This is a genomic window from Fulvimarina endophytica (genome assembly GCF_003403015.1).
GTDB classification, from domain to species: Bacteria; Pseudomonadota; Alphaproteobacteria; order Rhizobiales; family Rhizobiaceae; genus Fulvimarina; species Fulvimarina endophytica.
In genome coordinates this window covers 32,277-47,206 of record NZ_QURL01000003.1, presented here as the reverse complement: position 1 = coordinate 47,206, position 14,930 = coordinate 32,277, and the positions used below count along the sequence as shown (strand labels likewise).

At 68.1% G+C, this 14,930-nt stretch carries 15 protein-coding genes and 1 tRNA gene; 6 read left to right on the top strand and 10 right to left on the bottom strand.

The genetic code is table 11. The annotated features are described in order from the left end of the window. The first annotated feature begins 135 nt into the window (after positions 1–135). Positions 136–867: a DNA polymerase III subunit epsilon gene (dnaQ, locus tag DYI37_RS06790; protein WP_116682483.1), complete on the top strand. Its 732-nt coding sequence runs from the start codon at positions 136–138 to the stop codon at positions 865–867. A gap of 27 nt (positions 868–894) precedes the next feature. Here the strand turns inward: dnaQ and DYI37_RS06785 are convergent, their stop codons facing one another. The 3 genes from DYI37_RS06785 to DYI37_RS06775 form a co-directional block, all read right to left on the bottom strand. Next, complete coding sequence (locus DYI37_RS06785; RefSeq protein ID WP_116682482.1) at positions 895–1,533, bottom strand: trimeric intracellular cation channel family protein; 639 nt, start codon at positions 1,531–1,533, stop codon at positions 895–897. A gap of 158 nt (positions 1,534–1,691) precedes the next feature. Continuing rightward, complete coding sequence (gene secB / locus DYI37_RS06780) at positions 1,692–2,225, bottom strand: protein-export chaperone SecB (protein WP_116682481.1); 534 nt, start codon at positions 2,223–2,225, stop codon at positions 1,692–1,694. A gap of 241 nt (positions 2,226–2,466) precedes the next feature. Further along, complete coding sequence (locus DYI37_RS06775) at positions 2,467–3,033, bottom strand: FxsA family protein (protein WP_116682480.1); 567 nt, start codon at positions 3,031–3,033, stop codon at positions 2,467–2,469. Between the two features lie 202 nt (positions 3,034–3,235). On the opposite strand from DYI37_RS06775, the gene DYI37_RS06770 reads away from it, so the two are divergent. From DYI37_RS06770 to DYI37_RS06755, 4 genes are read left to right on the top strand one after another with little or no spacing between them, the layout of a single operon-like run. Beyond that, complete coding sequence (locus DYI37_RS06770) at positions 3,236–3,961, top strand: Tim44/TimA family putative adaptor protein (protein WP_116682479.1); 726 nt, start codon at positions 3,236–3,238, stop codon at positions 3,959–3,961. Between the two features lie 25 nt (positions 3,962–3,986). Continuing rightward, entirely contained in the window at positions 3,987–5,105 is a 1,119-nt protein-coding gene (gene mltA / locus DYI37_RS06765) for a murein transglycosylase A (RefSeq protein WP_116682478.1), read from the top strand. Then, on the top strand, positions 5,102–5,647 hold the full coding sequence (locus DYI37_RS06760; protein ID WP_116682477.1) for a Smr/MutS family protein: 546 nt from the start codon (positions 5,102–5,104) through the stop codon (positions 5,645–5,647). Before mltA ends, DYI37_RS06760 begins: the two co-directional genes overlap by 4 nt. Before the next feature lie 31 nt (positions 5,648–5,678). Further along, on the top strand, positions 5,679–6,098 hold the full coding sequence (locus DYI37_RS06755) for a helix-turn-helix domain-containing protein (protein ID WP_116682937.1): 420 nt from the start codon (positions 5,679–5,681) through the stop codon (positions 6,096–6,098). Here the strand turns inward: DYI37_RS06755 and DYI37_RS06750 are convergent. The 7 genes from DYI37_RS06750 to DYI37_RS06720 all read right to left on the bottom strand — a co-directional run bounded on the left by DYI37_RS06750 (position 6,068) and on the right by DYI37_RS06720 (position 13,933). Next, positions 6,068–7,201 carry a DUF1513 domain-containing protein gene (locus tag DYI37_RS06750; RefSeq protein WP_199520101.1) on the bottom strand — a complete coding sequence of 378 codons (1,134 nt, stop codon included), beginning with the start codon at positions 7,199–7,201 and terminating at the stop codon, positions 6,068–6,070. The two genes, DYI37_RS06755 and DYI37_RS06750, sit on opposite strands and share 31 nt — an antisense overlap. Before the next feature lie 4 nt (positions 7,202–7,205). Further along, positions 7,206–8,402 carry an imelysin family protein gene (locus tag DYI37_RS06745; protein WP_116682476.1) on the bottom strand — a complete coding sequence of 399 codons (1,197 nt, stop codon included), beginning with the start codon at positions 8,400–8,402 and terminating at the stop codon, positions 7,206–7,208. Beyond that, positions 8,402–9,946: a di-heme oxidoreductase family protein gene (locus DYI37_RS06740; RefSeq protein ID WP_116682475.1), complete on the bottom strand. Its 1,545-nt coding sequence runs from the start codon at positions 9,944–9,946 to the stop codon at positions 8,402–8,404. The genes DYI37_RS06745 and DYI37_RS06740 overlap by 1 nt, the downstream gene beginning before the upstream one ends. A gap of 81 nt (positions 9,947–10,027) precedes the next feature. Further along, positions 10,028–11,329, bottom strand: a complete 1,302-nt coding sequence (locus DYI37_RS06735; RefSeq protein WP_116682474.1) for an imelysin family protein — start codon at positions 11,327–11,329, stop codon at positions 10,028–10,030. Positions 11,330–11,580: 251 nt separating this feature from the next. After that, positions 11,581–12,522, bottom strand: a complete 942-nt coding sequence (locus tag DYI37_RS06730; protein ID WP_116682473.1) for a nucleoside hydrolase — start codon at positions 12,520–12,522, stop codon at positions 11,581–11,583. Positions 12,523–12,699: 177 nt separating this feature from the next. Then, positions 12,700–13,368, bottom strand: coding sequence for a peptide-methionine (S)-S-oxide reductase MsrA (gene msrA / locus DYI37_RS06725; protein ID WP_116682936.1), 669 nt, complete (start codon positions 13,366–13,368; stop codon positions 12,700–12,702). A gap of 286 nt (positions 13,369–13,654) precedes the next feature. Then, positions 13,655–13,933, bottom strand: a complete 279-nt coding sequence (locus tag DYI37_RS06720) for a hypothetical protein (RefSeq protein ID WP_147307891.1) — start codon at positions 13,931–13,933, stop codon at positions 13,655–13,657. A 383-nt stretch (positions 13,934–14,316) separates the two neighbouring features. On the opposite strand from DYI37_RS06720, the gene DYI37_RS06715 reads away from it, so the two are divergent. Then, positions 14,317–14,406 (top strand) — tRNA-Ser (locus DYI37_RS06715). Positions 14,407–14,930: the final 524 nt, after the last annotated feature.

The following is a 14,930-nucleotide window of genomic DNA, read 5'->3' as shown; positions in this document are numbered from 1 at the left end:
TTGCGAGAGTGATGGAAACGGAACGGGAACACCGGTCACGTGTCCGGGGACGACGGAGGATCGGGCGCCCCGACCCCCTTGCGGCGGGCACCCAGACGGGTTTCAACGGGTCCGTCCAGCGAGAGGAGAGGCACCATGCGCGAGATCGTGTTCGACACGGAAACGACCGGCCTCGACAACACCGTCGACCGGGTGATCGAGATCGGCGGGGTGGAGCTGTGGAACCACATCCCCACGGGCAAGACCTATCACCAGTATATCCGCCCGGCCGGCCGCAAGGTGGACCCGGCGGCGTTCGACGTGCACGGCATCTCGGACGAGTTCCTGATGGACAAGCCGCTCTTCGAGGAGATAGCGGAGGCCTTTCTCGATTTCTTCGCGGGCGCCAAGCTGATCGCCCACAACGCCTCCTTCGACGCCGGCTTCCTCAATGCCGAACTGAAGCGGATCGGCCAGCCGCCGATCGAGCCCTCGCTGATCATCGATACGCTCGCCATGGCGCGGCGCAAGTTCCCGATGGCGCCGGCGAGCCTCGATGCGCTGTGCTCGCGCTTCTCGGTCGATACGAGCCGGCGCGACAAGCACGGGGCGCTTCTCGATTCCGAACTCCTCGCCGACGTCTATATCGAGCTGATCGGCGGGCGGCAGTCCTCGCTCGGCCTGACGGTGAACGCGGAGGAGGACGAGGCGGCGCTGATGGGCGGGCCGGTTTCCGTCGGCCCGCGCAAGGTGCCGCTCGCCCCGCGTCTCACCGAGGCCGAGATCGCCGCCCATCTCGCCTTCGTCGAGACCCTCGGCGCAGAGGCGATGTGGCGTCGCTACCTGACCCGGGACGGGGACGGGGAAGGCGCGCTCGCGGCCGAGTGAGATCGCGCGTCGGCGCTGCGCCGGGAATTACGGCGTTCTCGGGGGTTTCGGCGGCTTCGGGGCCTTGGGCGCCTGCCAGCCGCGCCAGACGCTGAGAACGCGCACCAGCACCGTGAGACAGATCGCGGCGACGACCATCGGGCCCTCGGGAAGCTGGAAGCGATCGGTGGCGACGACCACGGCCGCGCCGAGAAGGGCGGCGAGCGCATAGACCTCCTCGCGCAGGACGCGCGGGACTTCCGTCACGAGAAGATCGCGCACCACCCCGCCGCCGACGGCGGTGAGGATGCCGAGCACGATGGCCGGCAGGGCGGCGATGTCGAAGATCAGCGCCTTCTGGGTGCCGGCGACCGCAAAGAGGCCGAGGCCGACCGCATCGAGCACCATCACGGGCTTCGTCACGCGCTCGATCTGCCTGTTGAGGAAGAAGGCGGTGACGCCAGCTGCCAGCGCCGTCAGGAGATAGCGGCTGTCGGCGAGCGCGGCCGGCGGATGGGCGCCGAGCAGCATGTCGCGCACGAGGCCGCCGGCAAGACCCGCCGCCACCGCAAGGACGACGATGCCGAAGATGTCGAGATCGCGCCGCACGGCCAGCATCGCGCCGGAGAGGGCGAAGACGAAGGTGCCCATCAGGTCGAGGGCGTCGATGAGGATCGGAAACGGCATCTGAAGTCTCGGACCGAAGGGGCCGTGTCGTTCGGGCAGGGGTGCAGGTTCGATCGTTCGGACCCGGTCAAACGCCTCGAGGCGTAGCCCAACGAGAAAAGCCGGAGCGCCTGCCGCCCCGGCTCGTCACATGAGGTTTTCGGTGGAAACCCCGCGCGTCAGCTGACCTGGGTCGGGTTCTGGACCTGCTGGCGGGCACGCTCCTCGGCGACGCGCTGCTGGAAGAGCTGGGCGAAGTCGATCGGGTCGATCATCAGCGGCGGGAAGCCGCCATTGCGCGTGACGTCGGCGATGATCTGGCGGGCGAAGGGGAAGAGGAGGCGCGGGCACTCGATGAAGAGGATCGGCACGCGATGCTCTTCCTTGAAGTTCTGGAGGCGGAAGACGCCGCCATATTCGAGCTCGGCGTGGAACATGGTCTGGTCGCCCTCGCCGGCCTTGGCGTCGAGCTTCAGGCGCACGTCGAAATCGGTCTGCGAGCCGTCGACGGCATTGGCCGTGACGTTGACGCCGATATTGATGCCGGGGGCGTTGGTGCGGTTGCGCAGGACGGCCGGGGCCTGCGGGTTCTCGAAGGAGAGATCGCGCACATACTGGGTGAGGATGTTGAGCTGCGGAGCCGCTTCGTTGCCGGAAGCAGCGCCGTTGCCATTGCCGTTGAGGCCGGCGTTCTGGTCGTTTACCTGGGACATCGTGTTTCCTTCGCGTCGTTGTTGGCGTCGGCCGGATCGAGCCGCGTCTCTGTCGATCGCGCTCGAAGGCCGGCCCGTCTAGGACCTTGAGCTTCGCGCCGAACGTGCCGGAAGCGGGCTAACATGCAAGGTCCTCGCCGAACAAGGCTCGGGAGGGTGCCGGCGACCGGTTTCGGCCCGAAAGCGGGACGATGGCGGCCCTCGATGCGTCGAAGGCGGGCCGACGCCGGCTCACTAGGCCTCAGTGCAGCGTCGGCTTGTCGTCCCGGCCGCCCTCGCCCTTTTCGGCGTTCCACGGGGAGGAGGGATCGGGCCGGCGCTTGAACTCGTCGCCCGACAGGTCGACCACGTCCGGCTGGACGGGCCGGCGGCGCAGATCGCCTTCGTCGAGCGGCTGACGGGGATAGCCGGTGGGCGTGCCGCGTGCGCCGAACCCCTGGCCGGGGCCCATGACGACGACCCGCTTCTTCAGGAAGGCGTAGACCGAATGGCGCACCGCCGGGATGAAGAGGAGGAAGCCGAGCGTATCGGTGACGAAGCCGGGGGTGAGGAGAAGAACGCCGGCCACCGCGATCATCACGCCCGAGACGAGTTCCTGTCCCGGAATGCGCTTGGCGTCGATCTCCGAGCGGATCCTGTTAAGGGTCGACAGTCCCTGGCGGCGCAGGAGCAGCGAGCCGATGACGGCGGTGAGGATGATGCAGCCGATCGTCGGCCACAGCCCGATCACCTGGCCGACTGCGATGAACACGCCGATCTCCACGATCGGGACGACGAGAAGCAGGAACGGGATCAGGGCGAGCGGCATGAGAGGGCCTTCACTGGCGGGGACGGGCGTTCCGCTGAAGCCGCGCCGGCGCGTGTTGCGCACCGTGCGGGCCTGTCGCAGAACAGGTTAAGCCTCGATATAGGAAGCGGCGCGGCCGATTTGAATGAGCGCACCGTTCCCCTTATATGAGGCCGGACTTCCGCCGACCCCGCCCTGAGAGAATCCAAAGGTTTGCCGCATCATGAGTTTCGGGACGATCTTCATCATCGTACTGGCCGCGATCGTCCTGTTCCAGCTCTACAACGTGCTCGGCCGGCGGACCGGAAACGAGCGTCCGCCCTACGATCCCTACAGCCGCAACCGCACGGGCGAGGCCCGGGAGGGCGAGCGCGCCGAGGACACGGGCGGTGACAATGTCGTGACCCTGCCGAGCCGGCGCACGGGCGAGCGCGCCGAGGAGACGCAGGTCGCCCCGCGCTACGCCAAGATCGACAAGGTGGCCGAGCCGCACACGCCGCTCAACAAGGAACTGCGCCGCATCCAGGACGCCGATCCCGCCTTCGACCCGGAAGAGTTCATCGAGGGCGCGAAGATCGCCTACGAGATGGTGGTCGACGCCTTCGCGCAAGGCGACCGCACGGTTCTGAAGAACCTTCTCTCGCCCGAGGTCTACGAGGGGTTCGAGGCCGCGATCTCGGCGCGCGAGGCGAGCGGGGAGACCATGCGCTCCTCCTTCATCGGCATCGACGACGCCAAGATCGTCTCGGCCGAGCTGCGCGGCCGCGAGGCGCTGGTGACGACCCGCATCATCTCCGAGATGATCTCCGCGACCCTCGATTCCAAGGGCGACGTCCTCGACGGCGACATGGAGACGGTGGTCGAAGTGCGCGACATCTGGACCTTCGGCCGGGACACCAAGTCGCGCGATCCGAACTGGAAGCTGGTGGGCACCGAGTCCGAAGACTGAGGGCGAGCGCCTCGAAGGCCCCGCCATGTCCCCCTTCGCCAAGCTCGACGACGCGGTTGCGAACACCGGCGCGCCCGGCTTCGCGGCCGGGTTCTCCGCCTTTCGCCGGAGCGCGCCGGGGCTTCTGGACGGGCGCTACGGGGCCGGAACTCTCGGCCTGGAGCCTGCGGCCTACGAGACGGCCGCACGCGCGGCCCTCGCCATGGACGAGGCGCCGGGCGAGGCCGGGGCCGCCGCCTTCTTCCGCTCGCACTTCACCCTCCTGCGGCTCCTCCCCGAAGCGGGCTCGGCGCGGCGGACGGGCTTTCTCACCGGCTATTACGAGCCCGAGATCGAGGCCTCGCGGGTGCGCAGCGAACGCTTCGCCGTGCCCCTCTATGCCCGGCCCGACGACCTCGTGAAGGTCGACGACGTGAACCGGCCGCCGGGCATGGACAAGGATTTCCGCTTCGCCCGCCGCCTGCCCTCGGGGCTTCTCGAGGAATATCCCGACCGGGGCGCGATCGAGCGCGGCTTCCTTGCCGGACGTGGGCTGGAAATCGCCTTTCTTCAAAGCCCGGTCGATGCCTTCTTCGTCCATGTGCAGGGCTCGGCGCGGCTGCGCCTAGAGGATGGCTCGGCCATGCGCGTCGGCTATGCGGCCAAGACCGGCCATCCCTTCACCGCGATCGGCCGGGTTCTGGTGGAGACGGGGGAACTCACGCTTGCCGAGGCCGACATGGCCGGCATCCGCGACTGGCTCGCCCGTCATCCGTCGCGGCTTCGCGACCTGTTCGATAGGAACCGCTCCTTCATCTTCTTCGCCGAGCACCCGGTGGACGCGGCAGCGCCCGGGCCCGTGGGCGCTGCCAAGGTGCCGCTGACGCCGCTCGCCTCGATCGCGGTCGACCGGGAGCGGGCGACCTATGGCGTTCCCTATCTGATCGCGGCCGAGGGGCTCGTCATAGAGGGGGCGCCCTTCCGGCGCGTGGTCGTTGCCCAGGACACCGGCTCGGCGATTCTCGGCAATGCGCGCGGCGATCTCTTCCTGGGCTCAGGCGATGAAGCGGGGCGGATCGCGGGCGGCGTGCGCCATTCTTGCGATTTCGCCGTCTTCGTGCCGCACCGGCTGGCCGATCGCCTGCTTGCCCGGCGCGGATCATGAAGCGGGTGCGCACACGGCCGCTTTCGGCCGAGGACCGGCGGCTCTGGGCGAGCGTCGCGCGCACCGCCGTGCCGATGAAGGGCAAGCGCCCGCCCGCCCTGCCGCCCGAGGAGACGGCGGCCCCGCCCGCGCTGCAGCCTGCGTTCAAAGAGAGCGGCCCGATGCCTGCCCCGCCTCCCGCCGGGCGCCGGGACGGCCAGCGCGCGCTGAAGGTTCAGCCCTCGATCGAGCGGCCGACCAAGCGCAAGATCTCCAAGGGCCGCATCGCGATCGACGCGCGGATCGATCTTCACGACATGACCCAGGACCATGCCCATCAGGCGCTCGCCAATTTCCTGCGCCAGGCGCAGGTCATGGGGCTGCGCCATGTTCTCGTGATCACGGGGCGGGGCAAGCCGGACGGGGCGCGGGGCGTCTTGAAGCGCATGGTGCCGTTCTGGTTCGCGGGCACCGAATTCCGCCGGCTGGTCTCGGCCTTCGAGAGCGCCGAGCGCCATCATGGCGGCGAGGGCGCGCTCTATGTGCGCATCCGCAAGCCTTGACGAGGCCGGAAATTCGGCGAAGCTCCGGGCGATGACACCCTTCGGCGAACACCTGCGGGCGCTCAGGCGCGAGCGCGGCATGACCCAGGCCCAGATGGCCGAGGCCATCGGCGTCTCCAGCGCCTATCTCTCGGCGCTCGAACACGGGCGGCGCGGCAAGCCGACCTTCGACCTCGTCAACCGCATCATCGGCTGTCTCGGGGTGATCTGGGACGAGGCCGAGGAGCTCCAGACGCTCGCCGAGCGCTCCCATCCGAAGATCACCATCGATACCGGCGGCCTGCCGCCGGCCACCACCCATCTCGCCAATCGCATGGCCGAGACGATCGGGCGGCTGGACGAGGGCGAGCGCCTGGCGATCCTCAAAATTCTGGATCAGGCCGAGCAGCGTCACATGGCGCGGCGACCGGCAAGGCGGCTTCAGGCCGCAAGGCGCAGCGACAGGACGTGATTGTCGAAATGGCAGGGCGCGCGTGTTCCGGCCCCTTCGCCGAAACCGCTCGCCCGGCCGGGCGTCAGGATCGCGCCTTCGCCGCTGGTGGCGAGGAAACCCGACGAAGCGGGCGCGAGGCCGCAGCCATCGGCCATCGCCCGGCTCTGAAGAAGGCGCCCGTCCCTCGCATCGAGAACGAGAAGCCGCCCGCCCCTCGGCGAGGCGAGCGCGATGCGCGCGCCGTCCCGGCTGGCTGCGACCGATCCCACGTAATTCGACAGGCCCGTGAGCCCCTCGCGCGGCAGGTCGGCAAGGGTCATGCCGGCATCGGGGGTGGCAAAGCCCACGAGCTGCGGCAGATCCGCCGCCGGTCCCTCGTACTGGCAGCCGAACCAGACCTGCGAGGCGCCGTCGATGGCGAGGTGGCGCACCGAGAGCTGGTGGAGCGCTGCCGGCAGGCGGTGCTGGGCGAGGAGATCCCCGGTGCGCCGGTCGAGAAAGACCAGCGAGGGGTCCATGGTCGGAAGGTTCAGCTTCTGGCGGCCATAATCGGGATGGGTCTCGATGCCGCCATTGGCAAGGACGATCGTCTCGCCATCCGGCATCAGCAGCGCCTCGTGGGTGTCCATGCCATGGGCGTCGAACTCGCCGATGCGGGCGAATGCCCGCTCCACGTCGTAGACGCCGACGAGGCCGCGCGCGGCCGCCATGTCGTTCTCGGTGGCGTAGAGAAGCCGCCCGTCCGGGGAGAAGAAGCCGTGGCCGAAGAAATGCCGGCCTTGCGGAGAAGCGAGGCTGCGCTCGACATGGCCCGTCGACGGATCGAAGACGATGGCGAAGGTGCGCGGGCGGCGCGCGAAGGCGACGGCCCGCGAGAAGACGGGATCGAAGGCGACGTCGTGGCCCCGGTCGGGCAGCGGCACGTCGCAGAGGATCGCGCCGGTCTCTGAGAACACCGCGCAGCCGAAGGAGCCGTCCGGGCGGCGAACGGCGGAGGCAAAGAGCGCGTCGGCGCGCTCGAAGGCCTCGGCCTCCCGGGGAAGGAGGCTTGCGGCAAAGCCCGCGCCGGCGCCGGCAAGGAAGGCTCGGCGGGAGAGGAGCGGCGTTCGCGCGGGCCCCATGGGATCAGTCTCCGTCGAGAGAGGAAAAGCCGGAGGCAAGGCCGAGGGCAGGCGCGAGCTGATCGGTGAACTGGGAGCGCAGGCTCCGGGTCGCGATCAGCACATAGCCGAGCTTGCCGAGGGAATCGGCATCGGCCACCGCCTCGGAAAGGGGCGTCTCGACCGCGTCGAGATTGGAGCCGATCTGCGTGAATTCCAGTTCGATCGAAGGCCCGAGAAACTGCTTGTCCGCCGGCAGGACGGCGGGGAAGTCCACTGCCTCGAAGAGCTGCTGCAGACCCTCGAAATCGCCCTGAAGGGCCGTCAGGGCATTGTCCGAGGCACCGAACAGGAAGAGGTTCGGCTTGGCGGGCGCATCGGCCCCGTCCTCGGCGCTCAAGGGCGGCGACAGGCGCTGATCGGCGACGATCTCGAGCCCCTCGGTGAAGATCGAGACGATCGCGCCGAGGGAATCGGAAGCGGTGCGGTAGACCGGATCGTCCTCGGCCGGCTCCATCAGGCGCTCCGAGATGCCGGTCTCGTCGCCCCATTCCTCGACCAGCGCGGTGCTGATCGAGGACAGGTTGGCCGCGATCGCCTTGCCGTAGCTGCAGCGATAGGCGCCGCTCTCGGTGGCAAGATCGTCCGATCCGTCGCCGAAAAGGACGTATTGGAGGGCCGGCAGGCCCTGCACCGCGACGGATTTTTCGGCGAGCGTCTCGGCATGAAGGGCGTTGTCGGCCTGATCCTTCAGGATCGCCTGGACCTGCTTGGCCATCACGCCGCGCGGATCGGGGAAGAACAGGATGCGCTCCAGCCGGTTGTCCTCGCGGATGGGGCCGAAGCGGACGAATTCGATCTTCGAGAAGGCCGAGACGAGGCCGCCGAAATTCTCCTGCGCCGATTGGAGGTTCTCCTTCGTCGGATCGGAGCAGAGGGTCTCGAGCATGAAGGCCTGTTCGCGCACGGCATCGTCGAAGGCCTGGTAGCCGGGGCGGATCGCGTCGTCGACGGCGTTCGCGACCGCGTCGAGGACGAGCGTGTCGCCGGTGAGCCCGGAGGCGTTCGCGCCGGCCCCGCCCGCGTCCGGCGCCTGAGACTGGTCTTGTGCCTGTGCCGGCGCCGAGGCGAGACAAGGGGCGAGGGCGAGGAGGCCGAGGGCGGCGGTCGCCGCAAGCGTGCTGCGGAGCGATTTGCGGGCGGCTTTCGAGGCGGGATGCATCACAGGGACTCCAGGAATTCGATCAGGGTCGAACGGGTCTCGGCATCCATCCCCATATAGGCCGCGCGTGCCGCCCCGGCCTCGCCGCCATGCCAGAGGATCGCCTCCTCGAGGCTGCGGGCGCGCCCGTCATGCAGATAGGTACCGCCACCGACGGTCTCGGTGAGACCGATACCCCAAAGCGGCTGCGTGCGCCATTCGCGCCCCGAGGCATCGCCCACGGGGCGGTGGTCGGCGAGCCCTTCGCCCATGTCGTGGAGCAGGAAATCGGAATGGGGCCAGATCAGCTGGAAGCGCTGGGCGGGGTCCTCGGCGGTGCGCGAGGTGACGAATTTCGGCTGGTGGCAGGCCGCGCATCCGGCCTCGTAGAAGGCCTTCTTGCCGGCGAGAACCGCCGTGTCGTCCACCCGGCGGCGGGCGGGAACGGCGAGATTGCGCGAATAGAAGGCGACGAGATCGAGCACAGGATCGGGCGCCTCGACGGGACCCAGCCGCTCCTGGATGCCCGAGGGCGCGGCGCGGCATTCGGCCTGGACGTTCGAGCATTCGCCGAAGGCGTCGGTCTTCAGCGGCGTCGAGATGCCGATATCGCCGGCAAAGGCCTCCGCGCTCTGCACCTTGATCGAGGGCGTCGAGGCCTTCCAGCCGAAGCGGCCGAGGGTGATAGCGCCGGTCTCGGGATCGCGCACCTCCGACACCCTGCCCGAAATGCCGTCGCCATCGGCATCCTCGGGGTCGGCGAGGGCCCGGATGTCCTCCTCGGGGATCGCCTCGACGAGGCCGAGCCCGATCATCGGATTGGCAAGGCGCGGCGAGAGGAGCACGTCCTTTGCCATCGGCCCGTATTGGAGATCGGCGACGGAATAGGTCGGCGCGCGCAAGGTGACGGTGGTGCCGTCGGAAAAGGTCACCGGCTCGTCGCGATAGTCGATCACCATGCGGCCCTCGGGGCGCACGCCCGGCACCGCGAAGTTCTGGAGCTGGCCGCCATAGGTCGGCTCGGGAATGCGCGTCTGGCGCTTGTCGGCGAGCGCCGCGCGCTCCTCGGCGGTGCGCGGCGGCACCGAGAGGCGAAGGAAGAGGGAGACCGCCTCCTCGCCGGCCTCCGGCACCCGGCCCCGCCCGTCCTTCAGATGGCAGCTCTGGCAGGAGCGGGCATTGTAGAGGGGACCGAGCCCGTCGGAGGCCTCGGTCGAGGAGGGGGAGGAGACCCAGAACTTGCGGAACAGCGCATTGCCGAGCTTGAACCGGTCCTCGCCCTCAAAGTCCTGATTGGCCGAGACGTGGGAGAAGGCGTCGCGATCGGGCCACGCCATGGAGGTGGCCGCACCCCCTTGCATGATCTCGAAGGCTTCGGGCTTCGTGAAATCGCCGGTCGGCGCGGTGACCGCGAGGACGCGGGCGCGGTCCTCGGGGGTCAGATCGGCACGCACGGCCCCTTTCGAAGCCGCGCCGCCGCTTTCGCCGAGGGCCGCCGCGAGCGGCATGGCGCAGAGGCTGGTCAGGCCGAGAAGACAGAAGAGGAGGGGCTTGCGGATCGACATGGGCCTTGATGACGGGGATGGGGCCGGGGGCAGGATAGCGAGGAGCGGCCGGGCTTCTTGAGCCGGCGCTCCCCGGCCGGGTCACTGGAACACGGCGCCGGCGGAATCGAGACTGTCGGAGCCCTCGATGGTCACGCCGCCGAGATCGAGTTCGGCGATCACCCGCTCGATCGTCCGAGTCTGGGCGATCAGCGTGTCGATGGCGGCCTGGACCCGCTGATTGCCTTGCGCATTGCCCTCGGCGATCTGCTGGTCGTAGGCCTCGCCCGCTTCCGCCGCGTCATAGACCTTGCGCATGGTCGCGACGGTGGTCTCGATGTCGCCCGTCATCTCCTCGTCGAGCGCCGGGTCCTTCGCGGCCACGAGATCGGAGACGGACGGACCCTCGATCACCGATCCGTCGCTCGCCTCGTAGCGGCCGAGCCAGACGTTCCGGATGCCGATCACGTCGTAATAGTGGGAAACATGGGTGAGATCGGAGAAGCAGTCGTGCTCCTCTTCCGGATCGTGGAGGAGGAGGCCGAGCTTCATGCGCTCGCCGGCAAGCTCGCCATAGGAGAGCGAGCCCATGCCGGTGAGGATCGCCGAAATGCCCTTGTCGGTATCGGCCATCAGCACCTCCCGGGCCGCGCCCCCCTCCTCCCAGTCCGCGACCATCTCCTCGAGATCGGTCACGAGGAGATCGGTCGAGGCGTCGAGGAAGGCCGCGCGCTTGTCGCAAGGGGCATGGGTGCAGGCGTCGCCGCTGGCGAAATCGCTCGCCGGCCGGTCGCCCGCGCCCGCATCGGTGCCGTTGAGATCCTGGCCCCAGAGCATGAATTCGACCGCGTGATAGCCGGTCGCCACATTGGCCTCGACATCGCCCGCTTCCTGCAGCTTGTCCTGAAGGAGGGCGGGGGTGATCGTGGTGGTGTCGATCGTCTCGCCGCCGATGGTGACGCTGTCCGCGGCGATGACGTTGGCGTTGTAGAGCGGATTGGAATCGGAGCCCGTGCCGTAGCTCTCGTCCACATAGTCGATCAGGCCCTCGTCGAGGGGCCAGGCGTTGACGCGGCCCTCCCAGGCATCGACGACCGGGTTGCCGAAACGGAAGACCTCGGTCTGCATGTAGCTCGGCCGCGCCTCGCGCCAGGCCTTGCGGGCGGCGGCGAGGGTCTCCTCGCTCGGATCGGCGATCAGCGCGTCGCTCGCGGCATCGAGCGCCTTCGCGCCCTTCAGCGCGTCGCGATAGCCGGCGAGCGCGATCTCGGCATAGGTCTTGAGGATCGCCTCCTTCGAGACCTCGTCCGCCCGGGCGGGGGCCGCGAACGCAGAGAGCGCGGTGGAGAGGGCGAGGGCGCTCGCGGCGGCGCGGGCAAGGCGGGGGGTGGTGCGGACTGTCAAGACGGGTCTCCTCCGGCCGGGTTTCGACGCCTGCGGATCATGGGTCCGATCCAGCGATGCGGCGGCGTCCTGACCGGTCGGCTACGCCCGGAGAACTGGCTCTGTCAAATAGAAATCGCTGTTTGGAATAATTATAGACTTCAGTTTGGAAGGGTTCTACTTTGTAAGATGGGCGTCGACTTGCCCCAAGTGGATGATCGGCAAGTCTTTCTCCGATTTCGGCCCGTCCCGAAGGCCGGACGGCCCGCCCGTCAGGGCAGGCGGCCGATCCGCTCGGTCAGGAGCGCGAAGAAGGCGTCCGCATCGCCCGAGCGGACCCAGACCGCGTTCTTCGGGCGGTCGGTCACGCCCCAGTAATCGACCACCGTCATGCCCCGGCAGAGGGCGGAGGAGGTCTCGACCTCCACATTGACGGAGCGGCCCTTGAAGATCTGCGGCGCGAGCACGTAGGCCGTCACGCACGGATCGTGCAGGGGCGCGCCTTCCCAGCCGTATTTCTCCACGTCGAAGCGTTCGGAGAAGGTGAGCATCGCCGCCACCGCCTCGCCCGCCCGGTTGCCGAGCCCGGCAAAGGCCGCGATGCGCTCGCGCGTCGAGCGCATGAAGTGGGTGACGTCGAGGGGGAGGACGGTGATCGCCGCGCCCGAGCGGAAGACGGCGCTCGCGGCCTCCGGGTCCACATAGATGTTGAATTCGGCGGTGGGGGTGATGTTGCCGCCCTCGAACGAGCCGCCGCCCATCAGCACGATGTCCTGAAGGCGGCCGGCGATGTCCGGCGCCTTGGCGATGGCGAGCGCCACGTTTGTGAGGGGGCCGAGGCAGAGGAGGCGGATCGAGCCCGGCGCATGGGCGCGGATCGTCTCCACCAGAAAATCGACGCCGTGCTGGCTGCGCGGCGGGACCTGCGGCGCGGGAAGGTCCGGGCCGTCGAGGCCGGAGACGCCGTGGACGTGTTCGGCGGTGACGAGGCTGCGCCCGAAGGGCTTCTCGCAGCCCGAATGGATCGGGACTTCGGTGCGCCCGGCAAGCTCCACCAGCTTCAGGGCGTTGGTGGTCGTCAGGTCGAGGGGGATGTTGCCGGCGACCGTGACGATGCCGAGGACGTCCAGCGCCTCGGGCGAGGCGAGGGCGGTGAGGATCGCGACCGCGTCGTCCTGCCCCGGATCGGTATCGAAGATCACCTTCTGCGCCATGGCCGTTTCCCTTGCCTGTTGCCACCCGATGCCATGGGGCTACAGCATCGGGCCGTCCAGCGGAAGCGGCAAGCAGGACGGGCAGGCGCGGCCTGGCCGCCGTTCGCAGCGACGAAGCCGCCTCGGCCGCCCCGGGGAGGGCGGCCGCCGAACGACAGGAGGCTTTGCCGGCGCTGCCTATTCGGCCGGAACGCCCGCGCCCACGGGGCAGGACACGCCGGTGCCGCCGAGGCCGCAATAGCCGTTCGGGTTCTTGGCGAGATATTGCTGGTGATAGTCCTCGGCATAGTAGAACTCGCCGGCCGGCTTGATCTCGGTGGAGATCGTGCCGGTGTGGCCGGCCGCCTTCAGCGCGGCCTGATAGGTCGCCTTGGTCTCTTCGGCGATTCTCGCCTGCTCCTCGTTCATGACGTAGACGCCCGAGCGATACTGGGTGCCCATGTCGTTGCCCTGGCGCATGCCCTGGGTCGGATCGTGGCCTTCCCAGAAGGTGGCCATGAGCTCGCGGAAGCTGGTCCGGTCCGGATCGTAGACCACGAGCACCACCTCGTTATGGCCGGTCTGGCCGGTGCAGACCTCCTGATAGGTGGGGTTCGGCGTGTAGCCGCCGAGATAGCCGACGGCGGTCGAATAGACGCCGTCGAGCTTCCAGAACTTGCGCTCGACGCCCCAGAAGCAGCCCATGCCGAAGACCACGGTTTCGAGGCCCTCGGGGAAGGGGCCCTTGAGGGGCGCACCGTTGACGAAATGGGTCTCGGGCACGGGCATCGGCGTCGAACGGCCCTTCAGCGCGTCGGCCTCCTCGACCATGCGGGTCTTTCTGGCGAACATGTCGAGAATATACATTCCGGTCTCCATTCTGTTTCGCGGATCTGCCTGGTGCGGATCGGCGTGGTTCCGATCGTGAGGCCCGGCCGCTGTCCGCTCGGGTCTCACGGTCCGGGGAATTACCGTCTCGTGCCGGGCCCTGGCATCGCGGCGGCACCCCGCCGGACGGCGCCTTCGAGACGACAACGGATCGGGCGGGCTCGCCGTTGCGGCTGCGACATGATGATCCGGCCGGCCGCCGCGATGTCTCGCCGCGCAGGTCCCATGCGCCCTTGCAAGCCGCGCCTGCGACCGTCGTCTGCCGTCAGGACCGGCCGATGCTCCGGCGCCTGCGACCGAGAAGCACGAGGATCGCGCCGAGCACCGCGAAGCTGATGGCGAAGGGCCAGGAGCCGATGACGCGCGCCGTCGCCGAGGCCTCGGGCCCGAAGAGATCGGCGCCGATCCCCGTCGTCTGGGCGACGCTCGCGATGGTCGCCATCGTCACCACGTCGTCGGCGACGTATTGGGCGAGATCGGCGACGGCGAAGACGGTCGCCACCGCGAGGAGGAGCGTTCCGAGAAGTCGGAGGAAAAAGGCCATTCGGGGCACCGCGTCCTGTCTCGGCATCGGCGCGCGCGTGACGCTGCCGGGCATGTCCGTTTTCCCCTAGATGGGCGATCTGCGGCGCAATGGCAACGGGCCCGGTGGCAACGGGTCCGGTGCGCGCCGGGGCGAGGACACCCGCGAAGGCCTATGGTGAGGCACCGGCAACGGGGGCGCAAACGAGGCGGCGCAGGTGTGTTCAAGCTGCGTCAAGCCTTTCCCGATATCGGACGGATGCCACTCGACGATGACAATCGACGAAAATCGCTTGAACCCGAGCCGAATCTGGCTTAGGTCCCGCGCCGTTCGCTGCTTTCACGACGAAAGCCGTCCGCCCCATCGACCAGGCGCGGATGTTCGACAGGATCGAACGAACGTGTGGTGAGGTGGCCGAGTGGTTGAAGGCGCACGCCTGGAACGCGTGTATACGGGAAACCGTATCGAGGGTTCGAATCCCTCTCTCACCGCCATCCCCACAAGGAAAACAGAGGCTGAGCGCTTGCTTTCGTCGGTGTCGTAACGATTGTCAGTTCCAGGAGTTTTTCAGGGAAGCGGAGATGACGCTGAAGACGGTTGAGTGGCCTGTCACCTTCAGTGGCTTCTCGATGCTCTCCAAGCTTACGAACGGACCAGCGGGCGGCAAAACTGGACGCCACAGACAGATCTCGTGAAATGGATAACCTCACATTCGCTGTCTTGCGCGAGCTAGATACGTTGGAGAACTACCTAGGCCTGATTCGCGTAAAGGGCTGTAATATGCCATTTTAATTTGCGGTTGACTCTTTACCCTTGAAGCATTCCATGATGAGAAATCTCGGGTTTATGATGACGTTGTCACGAATGTCGTGCACGTCGATTGAGTGATGCATCGCAAAGTGCAAGGCGTTCAGTATCCTTTGCAAGCAAACCCCCGAAGATAGCCGAGGCAACCGAAAGCGGTGCGGCGGATGCCGCGAGAAAACTAGACAAACTAGATTCTCTCGAAATCTTCTAT